This is a genomic window from Nostoc edaphicum CCNP1411 (genome assembly GCF_014023275.1).
GTDB lineage: Bacteria > Cyanobacteriota > Cyanobacteriia > Cyanobacteriales > Nostocaceae > Nostoc > Nostoc edaphicum_A.
This window is the reverse complement of record NZ_CP054698.1, coordinates 4,029,668-4,042,123: the sequence shown is the minus strand read 5'-3', so window position 1 is coordinate 4,042,123 and position 12,456 is coordinate 4,029,668. Positions and strand designations below refer to the sequence as shown.

13 protein-coding genes and 1 pseudogene are annotated in these 12,456 nt (G+C 42.0%); 7 read left to right on the top strand and 7 right to left on the bottom strand.

The window, feature by feature from the left end:
* Positions 1-2 precede the first annotated feature (2 nt).
* Positions 3-1,676, bottom strand: coding sequence for a SpoIIE family protein phosphatase (locus tag HUN01_RS19545; protein ID WP_181927592.1), 1,674 nt, complete (start codon positions 1,674-1,676; stop codon positions 3-5).
* A gap of 163 nt (positions 1,677-1,839) precedes the next feature.
* The gene (locus HUN01_RS19540; RefSeq protein ID WP_181927591.1) at positions 1,840-2,559 is read right to left on the bottom strand and encodes a response regulator transcription factor; all 720 of its coding nucleotides are present in this window, start codon (positions 2,557-2,559) and stop codon (positions 1,840-1,842) included.
* A gap of 327 nt (positions 2,560-2,886) precedes the next feature.
* Here HUN01_RS19540 and HUN01_RS19535 point away from each other — a divergent pair, with 327 nt between their 5' ends.
* Both HUN01_RS19535 and ftsE read left to right on the top strand, forming a co-directional pair.
* Positions 2,887-3,642, top strand: coding sequence for a WecB/TagA/CpsF family glycosyltransferase (locus HUN01_RS19535; protein WP_181927590.1), 756 nt, complete (start codon positions 2,887-2,889; stop codon positions 3,640-3,642).
* Positions 3,643-3,845: 203 nt separating this feature from the next.
* Positions 3,846-4,592 carry a cell division ATP-binding protein FtsE gene (gene ftsE / locus HUN01_RS19530; RefSeq protein ID WP_181927589.1) on the top strand — a complete coding sequence of 249 codons (747 nt, stop codon included), beginning with the start codon at positions 3,846-3,848 and terminating at the stop codon, positions 4,590-4,592.
* A 96-nt stretch (positions 4,593-4,688) separates the two neighbouring features.
* On the opposite strand, the gene HUN01_RS19525 is transcribed toward ftsE, so the two are convergent.
* Together HUN01_RS19525 and HUN01_RS19520 are read right to left on the bottom strand one after the other, a co-directional pair.
* Positions 4,689-5,462 (bottom strand): armadillo-type fold-containing protein, encoded by a 774-nt coding sequence (locus tag HUN01_RS19525; RefSeq protein ID WP_181927588.1) that lies wholly within the window; start codon positions 5,460-5,462, stop codon positions 4,689-4,691.
* 187 nt (positions 5,463-5,649) lie between these two features.
* Complete coding sequence (locus tag HUN01_RS19520) at positions 5,650-6,234, bottom strand: hypothetical protein (RefSeq protein WP_181927587.1); 585 nt, start codon at positions 6,232-6,234, stop codon at positions 5,650-5,652.
* A 530-nt stretch (positions 6,235-6,764) separates the two neighbouring features.
* Here HUN01_RS19520 and HUN01_RS19515 point away from each other — a divergent pair.
* Positions 6,765-7,661, top strand: coding sequence for an alpha/beta fold hydrolase (locus HUN01_RS19515; protein ID WP_181927586.1), 897 nt, complete (start codon positions 6,765-6,767; stop codon positions 7,659-7,661).
* Positions 7,662-7,919: 258 nt separating this feature from the next.
* On the opposite strand, the gene HUN01_RS19510 is transcribed toward HUN01_RS19515, so the two are convergent.
* Entirely contained in the window at positions 7,920-8,450 is a 531-nt protein-coding gene (locus HUN01_RS19510) for a DUF4330 domain-containing protein (RefSeq protein ID WP_181927585.1), read from the bottom strand.
* Between the two features lie 394 nt (positions 8,451-8,844).
* Between HUN01_RS19510 and HUN01_RS19505 the strand changes: the two genes are divergently transcribed.
* On the top strand, positions 8,845-9,702 hold the full coding sequence (locus HUN01_RS19505; RefSeq protein WP_181927584.1) for a M48 family metallopeptidase: 858 nt from the start codon (positions 8,845-8,847) through the stop codon (positions 9,700-9,702).
* A 63-nt stretch (positions 9,703-9,765) separates the two neighbouring features.
* Here the strand turns inward: HUN01_RS19505 and HUN01_RS19500 are convergent, their stop codons facing one another.
* Complete coding sequence (locus HUN01_RS19500) at positions 9,766-10,521, bottom strand: metallophosphoesterase family protein (RefSeq protein ID WP_181927583.1); 756 nt, start codon at positions 10,519-10,521, stop codon at positions 9,766-9,768.
* 289 nt (positions 10,522-10,810) lie between these two features.
* Here HUN01_RS19500 and HUN01_RS19495 point away from each other — a divergent pair, with 289 nt between their 5' ends.
* Complete coding sequence (locus tag HUN01_RS19495; protein ID WP_181927582.1) at positions 10,811-11,095, top strand: DUF2470 domain-containing protein; 285 nt, start codon at positions 10,811-10,813, stop codon at positions 11,093-11,095.
* Between the two features lie 154 nt (positions 11,096-11,249).
* Positions 11,250-11,339, top strand: a pseudogene (locus HUN01_RS35490) (DNA cytosine methyltransferase); the annotation flags it as partial.
* Between the two features lie 123 nt (positions 11,340-11,462).
* Here HUN01_RS35490 and HUN01_RS19485 read toward each other — a convergent pair.
* Positions 11,463-12,263, bottom strand: coding sequence for a Tab2/Atab2 family RNA-binding protein (locus HUN01_RS19485; RefSeq protein WP_181927581.1), 801 nt, complete (start codon positions 12,261-12,263; stop codon positions 11,463-11,465).
* Positions 12,264-12,268: 5 nt separating this feature from the next.
* Here HUN01_RS19485 and HUN01_RS36170 point away from each other — a divergent pair, with 5 nt between their 5' ends.
* Entirely contained in the window at positions 12,269-12,394 is a 126-nt protein-coding gene (locus HUN01_RS36170) for a hypothetical protein (protein ID WP_257797983.1), read from the top strand.
* The last annotated feature ends 62 nt before the right edge of the window (positions 12,395-12,456 follow it).

The window sequence follows — 12,456 nt, the reverse complement described above, 5'->3', positions numbered from 1 at the left end:
ACTTACAAAATCTCCAGCGAAAGTATAGTTTGATCGTCTTCTTGAATGTGATTATCTGCCTGGATGCGAGCTAGCAAATGGTTAAGAGAAAGTGGTTGTTGCTCCTGTTGTAAAAGTTGCCAAAGACCATCTTGGTTCAGCATAGAACGGTTAACGACCTCAACACCAGACCCGTTTTTTACTGTTAAATCACAATCATTTGATATCATTGCCTCTGTAATTCCATCACTGGCTAGTAACAATGTGTCTCCAGCAGCGAGAACCAAACGACCAGATTGTGCCTGCCACTTGGGCAAGATTCCCAAAGGAACGCTGCGGACTTTGAGGTAATTAGGATTGTCAGCTAAAACGTCTTGGCGTGACCATAATAGTGGATAGATATGACCGGCATTAGTGTAGACGAGTTCCTTAGTGCTAGGGGTATAACAGGCTAACACAAGGGTGATGAAATAATTGTTGCTAATTAAATCTTCACTCAGAGCGTGGTTGAGGTTCTGCATGACCACATTCGGCTCGGCTGGCGTTTCTTGAGATAATTCTCGGCGCAACACTGAAATAATACTAGCCATGAATAAAGCAGCTGGGACGCCCTTGCCAGAAACATCACCCACTGCTAACCATAAGTCGCCTTTGGGATGGACAAACACTTCAAAGAAATCGCCTCCTACTTCCCGCGCGGGATAGCAGCAAGCTTGTACTTTTACACCTTTGATGTCAGGTAAACTTTGGCGTAGCAAGTTGTATTGAATTTGACGAGCCACCTCCAACTCATTGTGAATCTGCTGTTGCTTTTCTTGGAGGCGCTGGTAGAGTTTTGCTTGAGAGAGAGCTAAGGCTGCTTGTTCAGCAACACCTGCAATCAGTTGGATGTCTTCGTCTTGCCAGGGGCGATCGCTTCCCCATTGGTGGAGGGCCAGCACAGCCAATAGATGCTGCTGATAGCTCAGTGGCACAACTAGATGATGACAAGGAATACCGTCATATATATCTTGAGCAAGTTGATAATGACGGGTTTCCAGCACTTTTTCAATTAAAAGACTGGGATCGAAGAAGCAATCTGATACAGAAGATTGAGGATCGCGGTACAAAAACTGGTCTCGTATCAGGCGATCGCCCTCTACTGGTCTTAGCAAGCAACTGGTAGCTTCAAATGTTTGTCCAATAGTTGCCACAATTTTTTGCAGCATACTGTCGTAGTCTAAAGACTCCCGAATTGCCGTTGTTACCGCATTAAACAAAGATTCTCGCCGTAGGGCCCGACGCAACTCTTGGGTGCGCTTCTTAACTAGGCGATATGTATCAGTGGCTTGCTCAACTAACGCTCTCAGCCGATCCGGATTCCAGGGTTTGGTAATGTACTTGAATACCTGACCGGAGTTAATCGCATCTACCAAATCTTCGACATCAGTAAAACCAGTTAACAAAATCCGAATCGTGTCTGGAAAGCGTTCTACGGTGCGACTAAAAAATTCAGTGCCATTCATTTCTGGCATTCTTTGGTCAGAAATAATCACCGCCATTTCGCCAAATTGATCCAAGATTTCCATAGCACCAAAGGCATGATTGGCTTTATATACTTGAAAATCTCGCCTAAAAGTGCGGTAGAGTAAATCTAAGTTATCTGGCTCATCATCTACCACCATGAGCTTAAGTTTGTCCACCCCGTTCTCAGCCATATTTGACTTTATTTTTCACATATTTGAATGGCGAGATAGTGTGATATTTATCTCACCTGATAAGTAACAAAAAATCAGAGAAGCCATTCACTTTGAAAATATGACTTTCTCAAAGTTGTGAGTTCTCCTTGATCATCCTCAATTGTCCACTGCAAAATTAACTTTATCCAACTAACCCAGAACGCAATGCGCGGACTGCTGCTTGGGTACGGTCATCTGCACATAGTTTATTCAAAATATTGCGAACGTGAGTTTTAACAGTCCCAACAGTGATATAAAGTCTTTCTGCAATTACTGCATTACTACAACCTTCGACAATCAACTGTAACACTTCTAATTCCCTTTCTGTCAGGGTGTAAGGCTGAATTCCCTCCGAATTCTCAAAAGAATCAGGGTTAGGAGCAATAGTCTTAGTATCGACAAAAGCCGATTCCAACTTTTGGGGATTTTGTTGCGCTTGTTGTAATACAATCCGAGCGATCGCGGGATCGATCCAAGCGTTGCCATTGTAAGTTACTCGCACTGCTTCCAGCAAATTATCAAATTTGATATCTTTCATACAGTAAGAGTCTGCGCCAGCGGCAAAAGCTGCCAACACAGCTTCTTTGTTATCCCGCAACGTCAAAATTAACACTTTTGTTAGTAGCTGCTGTCCATTAGTAGTAGATTTTACCTCCCGTGTTAATTCAATGCCATCCTTATCTGGTAAACCAATATCTACAATGGCAATATCTGGCCGTACCATTTTTAACATTTTTAGCCCCTCAACAGCATTGGCAGCTTCACCTACAACTTCAATTTCATCCTTTTGCTGTAATGCTGTGCGAATACCTACACGAGTTAGGTCATGATCTTCAATTAGAGCAATGCGAATTTTACTCATAGCCAACTTCAGCCCGTTACACTACCTTAACCATAAAGTCGAGTTTCGTGACATACTCCCACACTAACTGCAAGCAGTATAGTGGGGCTTCTGTTCCCGGAACCAGAGTTGTGAGTTGAGCGTTTTATACTGAGTGAATATTACACTTTAACAATAAATTTGGACTGATTCAGTCCAAGTACAAGCGCCCAAGACTAATTAGTTTAATTATGCTTTCTATCGTTGCAGGGCAATGGAGAATCCCTCCTGCCTAAGTTCCAATATAAAAAATTTGATAAACTTAACATTCAAGCAAAATCTGGTGTGAGAGTTACTCAAGAATAGGCTATGTCTAACGGCAATCAAGCATTTTCAGTGTTGGGAATACCAGTTCATGTGATGGCTAACTATCCAGGCTGGTTGTTAGAATGCCTGCATGCAGGCAAGGGAACTCATGTAGTAACGCTCAATGCAGAAATGACTATGCAGGCAGAGCGAAATCAATTATTAGCTCAGGTCATTAAAAATGCTGAACTCGTTATTCCAGATGGAGCGGGGGTTGTTTTGTATTTGCGGTGGCTGCTATGGCAAAAAGTGCAGCGTTTTCCGGGGATTGAGTTAGCAGAAAAGCTTTTGCAAGAACTTGGGCAACAACAGACAAGAGCAAAGATATTTTTCTATGGAGCAGCGCCTGGAGTAGCTACAAATGCGGCAGATTTTTGGCAGCAGCAAATTCCAGACCTCAATATAGTAGGCACTCACTCAGGCTACCATTCTCCAGAAGAAGAAGCACAATTGCGAGAAACTCTTACTCAATTGCAGCCACAAGTGATTTTTGTCGGTTTAGGAGTGCCACGTCAAGAGTTATGGATTGCCGAAAACCGCCATTTGTGTCCTCAAGCAATTTGGATTGGCGTCGGTGGCAGTTTTGATATTTGGTCGGGAACTAAAACTCGTGCTCCCGCCTGGTTAGGAAATAATAATTTGGAATGGTTGTATCGGCTTTATCAAGAACCTTGGCGTTGGCGGCGGATGTTGGCTTTGCCAGAGTTTGCCGTGAAAGCGTTTATTTATCGTTTGACAGCAAAGGGTGCAATTAGTTAAGAGTGCTGAGTTCTGAGTTCTGAGTTCTGAATTCCGAAGTCTGGGTGCTATTACTTAGTTTGTATTAAAGTTTTCAAAAAATTTTAAATTTTCTTTGTTGAATTCTAAATTCCCAGGCGAAACCTGGGAATCCTTATTTTTGAGAGGAATGTCACATCTCAGTAGGCAAACTGTTTGGGTGTGGGTATGAGGAAAATTTAACAATGCCAGTATTAACCACTCAAGTTAAAACAGACAAATCCGTTCATAAAGAGGACTGTGAAAGCCAACAGCACGATCGCAATACGATTGCAAAGGTGCAATTGCAATCTGTAACCAAGACCTATACTAACGGCACTCACGCCTTGTTAAATGCGAACCTTGAGGTAAGAAAGGGAGAATTTCTGTTTATCACGGGGCCAAGTGGTTCTGGTAAATCAACGCTCTTGAAACTGCTGTATGGGCAAGAGTTAGCTACACAGGGAGAAGTAATTGTTGATGAATGTAATGTAGCGGATTTACGGGGCGATCGCTTGTCATTATTGCGGCGACGGATTGGCATTGTGTTTCAAGACTACAAACTGATTACCCAAAGAACCGTAGCGGAAAATGTGACTTTTGTGCTGCAAGCTCAAGGGTATACCCGTAAAGAAATTCAACGACGTTTAGAACCAACTTTAAAGCTGGTAGGCTTGCTGAGTAAAGCTGACTGCTTTCCAGACCAACTGTCAGGGGGAGAGCAACAGCGGGTGAGTATTGCCCGTGCGATCGTTGGTACACCACCCTTATTGTTGGCAGATGAGCCTACTGGAAATCTCGATCCAGATAATTCCTGGCAAGTGATCCAGATTCTCCAGAAGTTAAATTCTTTTGGGGCTACAGTAATTGTTACCACCCACGACGAACAATTAGTGCGGCGATGCAATCATCCGGTAGTCCAAGTTCGCAATGGACGACTATCTCGAAAATAAGTATTGGGGATTGGGGATTGGGGATTGGGGCATTGAAAATTAATTAGGACTCATCATTTAACCAATGACAAATGACAAATGACAAATGACAAATGACTAATAAACGTGGTGTTTTACTTTTGTTGAGACGGGTGTGAAAGTTGATGCTGTTTTGGGCGGTAGGACTTGTAAGCGATCGCAGGCTTGTAAACTCTTAAAAGCTGCCTCTCGAACTACAGCTTCTTCTTCTCGACTGAGTAGGAGTTGCAAGCATTGAACAACATCTTGCTGGACTGAAGAATCAACTCGCTGACGGGTGATAACTTTAGTTAGTTGACGTAGGGCAATCAACCGTTTCAATGGATCTTTTTCTGTTAAATTGACCAACAACTGATCGAGATGGTCTTCTTCTCGATTTTCATAAAAGTTGACAATTTGCCAAACCAATAAAATTAAAGTTAACAGAGTACCCACGCCTTGCGCGATCGCACCAGCGGCAATCCACGGACTGTGAGAGTCAACCCAAATTGCCGCCGCCATGTAAGTGCTGACAGTAGCAATACCACCACTAATGACTGCTAGGGCTAACCGACGATTTGAACTATTTAAGAAATTGCGTATTTTTGACCAGCGCAATTGCCAGTCCCACTCCTGCATTGAGTAAACCAATACCATTACTCCAACGCCGACTAAGAGAGCCAATAGCAGTTTCCAGTTCCACAATAACATAGCAACAACAACTGTCACGAACCCAAGAAATCCTCCAGGCCCAGAGAAGCGCTTAAATGTTTGCTGCTTTATGGCTCCCTTTGTCTTGAGTTTTGGAAGCGACCAGTTCCAGTTAGGGATCTGGTTGATCAATTGCTGCCAAGAAGACGAAGCCTGTGCCACAGTGTTTACCTACTTGATTACGAAATTACCTATTGTATAAGTTTTACTATGGATGAAGAAAGGATGAAGACCCAAACTACAAGATGCCCAGTTTTATGCTCGGATAGTAGACTAGTACAGCACAGCGGAAACAAACATACCATTTTAAATCCCTCAGAGCAAGGGCATTTTGTACGTAAGTCCTAAATTAAAGACAAAAACGAAACTGATCAAGGGTGAATTGACCATTAAAAGCACAGAAGGTAACGCTGTAGATGTTATTCGCACTTATAGATAATAAGGCATTGGGGGGAATTGCTGAGTCGGAATTGGCAAGATTAGAGCCTGGTAGTGCAGTTTGAGCAAGCAGTTGTCGATTGCGATCGTAGGCGGAAAGCACTAGCCGTTGCGAACTAGTGACAAAGGCGCTAACTGAGTTAACCGGACGCAAGAAAGTCGCTTCTAAAAATCCGCTTTTGGGCGCTCCCATTAAGACTGTTAGCCCTGAATAGGTTGGAAATGCTGGATTTGATGGCTGTATTGCTAGAGAATTGTGAAAAATTACTCCCCAGCGTTCATACTGATGCTCTACTGCTTCAAAACACTTCAAGTCTTCTAAGTCTAAACAAATACAAGTAGGTGCAGTTACTTGGGCAACGTCAATTACTGGGTCGATCTGACTCCGCCCAGCTGAAGCTTTAATTTCGTTTTGTATATTAAACTTGTCAAGCGCAAATTTAGCATCTTCAATCGTTGGTATTTTATTTGATTGAAGAGTAGCCTGCTTTACCATGACATTCCGCCTTACTATATACTTAGATAATAATGTATTTTTTATACGTTAAATGATAATTTCTGCGTATAAAAGTAGAATTAATAGCTTATTAAAATGAGCGTTTTAACTATTTTTCACGCTGAAAATTATTTATCAGTTTTTTGATACACTACCATAAAAACTTATGCTGGATTTACTCTGGAGTGATCCTCGCTACCATTAAAAAGCCTTATAAAACAGTAATTTCAACGTTAAGTTACTTTTTGTTATGAAAAAAAATCACCAAATCTTTACAAGTAATCCAGTAATTTTATATCTACTTAATCTGACGGTGGTGAGAAGCCTTAAAGTGATTGGTTAGTTGATAATAACAATGAGCGGGGAGCTTGAACTAAATACGTAAGCATCCAGAGTGACTAAAGAAGACGCGGCAAGGGTAAAACACGGGGACGTGGAAAAATTATCAAATCCTCTCTGCGTATCTCTGCGTTTCAGGTCTTTTATTTGACTTGTGCCAACTAATAACTACAGTCAACAAAAAAATACTTATGTTTCAACCAATAGGATTTGAACAACGCTCCATAAATACCTCACTAGGTAGAATGGTATATTATACTGCTGCTGGAGAACCTTGGCTGGATGATGTGACTGCCAAAGATGATCGGGAAACTTTAGTGTTTCTACATGGTTTTGGTGGTGGATCTTCTGCTTATGAGTGGTCGAAAGTTTATCCAGCTTTTGCGGCTGAATATCGCGTGATTGCGCCAGATTTGATTGGTTGGGGTAGGTCTGAGCATCCAGCACGGAGTTATAAGATTGAGGATTATTTGATCACGATTCGGGAGTTTTTTGAGCAAACTTGTACTGGGCCAGTAACAGCGATCGCTTCTTCTTTGACCGGAGCATTTACAATTCGGGTAGCAGCAGACCATCCTGATTTATTCAAGTCTTTAATTCTTACCACCCCCGCCGGACTTTCCGATTTTGGCGAAGACTACTCCCGTAGTTTTTTTGCTCAGTTAGTTAGCGTTCCTGTTGTTGATCGCTTACTTTACAGCGCTGGAATTGCTACCAGTGGCGGTATTCGCGGCTTTTTGGAACAACGGCAATTTGCTAAATCTAATCGAGTGTACGAAGAAATTGTAGATGCTTATCTACAATCTGCCCAACAACCTAATGCTGAGTATGCGGCATTGTCATTTGTACGTGGCGATTTATGCTTTGATTTATCCCTTTACATTCAACAGTTAATTACCCCCACCGCCATTATTTGGGGACAAAAGTCAGAATTTACAGGGCCCTCAATTGGTCGCCGCCTTGCCGAAATTAATCCCCAAGCGATCCGATTTTTTCAACAATTAGAAGATGTGGGGTTAACACCGCAGTTGGAATTACCAGCAGTGACAATTGGATTAATTCGCAAATATTTGCCTTTGCTTAATTAGGTTATTTAGTAGCATCTCAGTTTTGCAAATATACCTGGCGATTAGAAATTGCGGCTACACAAACGTTCGCCCTTGGCCTACCCTCCGGGAAGGCCAAGGGCGCGGACTTAAGAAATTGGAAACCCGCCTACGCGGGTTTTGTCTGTTATGTACACACACGTCTTATGTAATTGCTCTGCACAGTTTTGATTTCACCCAGTTTATGCCAGTTATTTTTCCTGTTGGAGATGGAGAAATATATAAGACAAAATGTGAATACTATTTGTCAAATCTGATATCAATAACAGTTGCATTAAAGTTGTAGTTAAAGCCTTCTAACTCAAATGGCATACCAATTTTAACTTTACTGCTACCTAGAACTAGTCCGCTTTCGGTCTGCTTGGCTTTGCCTTCTAAGGTCAAAAGCATATCTGTGCTAAAATTATTGGTCTTTGGATCTGGCAATTCTTTAACAGTGCCATCAGGTTGGAAAACATTGACTGTTCTAGGTAGCTGCTGAACAGATTTAATCTCAATTTGCCCATAAGGTTGATTGCGGATAATCACATTAGTTTTTCCGCCTGTTTTTAAGCCGTTATTAAATAATTGCTCAGGATCGCGTACATTCAAACCACGAACTACTAAGTCTACTTCTATCGGTACTATTTTCTCACCGATTTGGGCAAGACCCAAGCTAGACAAGAAGGTAGACAATATGACAAATATAACTAGCAGAGTTACCAGCGCAGCACCTAAATCTAGGAGGTTGATTTTGCCGAACAAACGACCTTTTGAATCTAAAATAGCCATAAAAACTTTTCCGAGGTAATAGCGAAGTAATTGATTGTAGCAAGAAGGTTTTTGATGGGAACGGCAATTTTCCCTATTTGGTAATAACTCAAAGCATTCGAGGATTGCGGTTATGCGACAGTTTATCACGAGTTCGCAAGTTCCGAGGAGTGGCAGCTAAACCTTAAACTTGTACCTATTAAGACTGACGTATCTAGAAAGTAGAATCTAGTGTTAAAACCTATCTCTAGAGGGAATCCCTAGCGCCGCCCAGTTCAGTAGATTTGCGTAAGGATTATCTGTATAACAAATCCTTTGGTCTTGAGTTAAGAATTGCAACTTAGAATACTCTAAATCCGTCTCATAATTTGTCTCATTATTTTATGTTCTCCCGAAATAATCTTCAAAGCGTATTATGTTCAATTGGAAAGGTTTTGTTACAAATTACCGTATGTGGCGGCGCCGCTGGTTTTATCCCCTAATTTCGGTGGTAGTCGCCCTGAGTCTCTGCCTGAGTACACCCTTACCGGGAAGAACTTTAGACTTCTTGCCTCTGATATTGCAGGGAGTCCAGGTACTTCAGCTTTCTAATATATCCGATCGCCAGGAAACTGATATTGGTAAGCAGATTAATCAGCAAATACTGGGAAGTCAAGTCCGACTTTACCGAAATTCTAATGTTAATGCCTATGTCGAACAAATTGGTCGGCGTTTAGCAGCTAATAGCGATCGCCCCAATCTTCCCTATACCTTCCAAGTGGTTGAAGATGATGCTATTAATGCCTTTGCTACTCTAGGAGGTTATGTATATGTCCACACGGGTTTGCTGAAAGCTGCCGATAATGAAGCGGAACTTGCAAGTGTCATCGCCCATGAAATTGGTCATATTGGCGGTAAACACCTAGTTAAACAGATGCGGCAAAAAGCGATCGCAAGTGGTTTAGCAACAGCAAGTGGTTTAGATCGCAATGCAGCTGTGGGTATTGGTGTAGAACTTGCTTTGAATCGTCCCCGCAGTCGTAGTGATGAATTTGATGCTGACCAAAGAGGGTTAAGAACTTTGACACGCGCTGGTTATGCCCAGTCTGGGATGGTTTCTTTTATGCAAAAGCTGCTGAAAAAGGGTGGTTCTGTGCCAACATTTTTGAGTACACACCCCGGAACGAGCGATCGCATTAATGGCCTTAAACGTGCTATTAACTCCCAACCTAGTAATGGAAAATATGGCTTGGATAACGCTAGTTATAAAGCTAATATTCGACCATTAGCGTAGTCTTGAGAGTCTTGGGAATTGGGCATTGGGCATTGGTTATCTCCCTCATCTCCCCACTCCCCCTCAATTCTTATTGCGACGATCAACTTTAATCTTGGCTGGATCAACGTTAATTACAACTTCTTCTAAGGGCAGGACACGGATATAGTTTTTAAATATGTTAACTTGATAAACCAAGTCATTTGTGACATCCAGTCCAGTCAACCAGCCACTCCGGGGATGATAAGCGCCAGTATCTATGTCTAGCCATCCCTTTCCTTGTGCCAGTTTACCAGGAGAAACACCCGGCAGAGTAAAGGTAATGGTGTGACCGATAATAATTTGCTTATCTGGAAAGTAGGGTTTTTCAATGCTGTGAAATTCCTCTCGTATCCAGCACAGTTCATCGGCTGTTTGCTCTGTCACTGACTTGGAAGGGTCAACACCAGCATGAGTTAACCAAATATCCCCCAAGTCAATGTATGTAGGCAAAGTTTTTAACCAATCCAGATGGTCATCAGGAATTGGAGCCTCTTGGTAACTGGCCACGGTAGCTTGTCCTCCACCATACAGCCATGCTTGCATCGTCGAGGCGGAAGTCTTTTCATTGGTCAGAATGTTTAATAACATCTGCTCGTGATTTCCCAATAAACATGAGTAGTTATTTCGCTTGACAAAATTAACTACTTGTGCGCTATGGGGACCGCGATCAATTAAGTCTCCCAGAAAATAGACTTGATCTTCTGATGTGGGGGCGATCGCCTCCAACAATGTCATTAAACCTTCATAGTGTCCATGCACATCCCCAATTACAATTCGTCTGGGGCTAATTTCGCTCATTGTCTCTTAGCTACAATAGTTTTGGCTAATACTTCTGCTACAGTTTACGCTGTTTGCTTTCCGCAATTAAAGGTAAAAATACTGGATAATGTTTATTTTAATTTAATTGTTGTACGAGTAATAAACTTAACTTATCAAATATATACAACGGCAATTGTTTTTCAGATATCACTTATAATAACGATGGTGCAAGACTAATGCCTTTTCTGCTAATTTGAAATATTGGCAAATCTCATCTACTTAGGTGAGAATTTAGACTCTTGCCGTATTGGCCACTTTTAATCTCACAATGTCTAAAGATTTTTCTCCTGAAATTAGTTCGCGCATCTGCAAGCATATGAATGATGATCATGCTGATGCTGTAGTTATTTATGCTAAAGCTTTTGGTGGTGTGACAGATGCGATCGCAGCCGAAATGCTTTCAATTGATGCACAGGGTATGGATTTAACAGTGCAAGTGAATGGCGAGCCTGTACCAGTTCGCATTCAATTTGATCATGTTTTAGCAGATGCGGAAGATGCCCATCAAACTCTGATTGCGATGGTGAAGCAAGCGCGGGTGAAAACTAAGTAGGAAATAACAAACTAACTTACAGCGATTTTTAATTGAATAGACCATAGGCGTAGGGGCACAATAATATATTGTGCCCCTATAGTAATTTGTATGACATGAATTTTTACTAGCTAGATTTCCTTGTCAATCTTTTTCTCATGCTGGCACAAGAGAAGGGTTTGTTGATACACGAGGTACGCTATTTTTTGAAATAACGAGATTACTTGATACCTATAAACCACAAGCTTTCATATTCACAACGTAGGGGACTTGTTTGCTTCCGAGTCGAAATGGCATGACAATTGTCAGCAAACCATACTGATGCATGAGGCTAAGAGTCACAAGCAATTCAAAATTCACTCAATAAAGAGAATAATATTTTTGGCAATTAATATCCATTTTCTGACCGCAATAACCAAAAGCCGCTATAAGTCATCCCAGAATCATCTGGTTGAACTAACAAAAAATGCAATCCTCGGCTTTGCTGTTTCCGTTGTTCAAATGCTTGGGCTGCTGTTGTAACTTCTGGATCTTCAAATGTGGCAACAATCCATCTATCCACCAAGCCAGCTTCTAAAATTAAGCCATCTGGTGCGCCAGAAATATAGTTTAATGCCACAGAACGGGCTTGCTGCAACCACCGTACTAGGCGCATTGATTGCCGTCCACCATAAATTACCACACCAGGAACGGGGACTGTTGATGCCAAACCTAAATTGATCGGTTTGAGATGTTCTGGGATGTGCAAAATGGGAATGGGGCGATCGCTAAATATCGTTTCTACATCACTAGCAGCTAGACTCGCAAAACGCCATTGTTCTCCCCAAAGGTTTTCTGGTAATGGTGCTGGGGGTGGTTTATCTAGCGCTGAGGGATACTGCTTTTCTTGTAACCATTGCTTTAACGCCAAGGTGTAGCGGGTAGGTTCGACATTAATACTTAAATTGCGTCCAGCCGCTTCAATTAAACTTAGAGACTGAGGACGAAACACCTGAATCACATCTGGCAATTTTTCACCTGCGGCTAACTCAAGTTGAGCAGCCACCCAACTAGAATTCGCTGCTGACTGGAGACAGGTAGCTTCATATTCAAAGCTGCGAGTTGCGTCACAAATTAACAACTCCCATAAAATTTGTCCAGACGCGTCTTGTGAGGGACGACGATAAAAATCAACTTGCCAAATTTTCATATTATGTGGGGAGTGGGGATGAGGGAGATGAGGCAATAGGTTCGGTTAAGCCAAGAGACGTGATAAATCGCCGTCAAGACGAAGGATTGATTATTGTAGAGACGGCGATTTATCGCGTCTTTGTGATTTAGAATTTTCATCAAAAAACCCTAACCGAACCCTATGAGGAGATGAGGGAGCGAGGGAGAAGAAT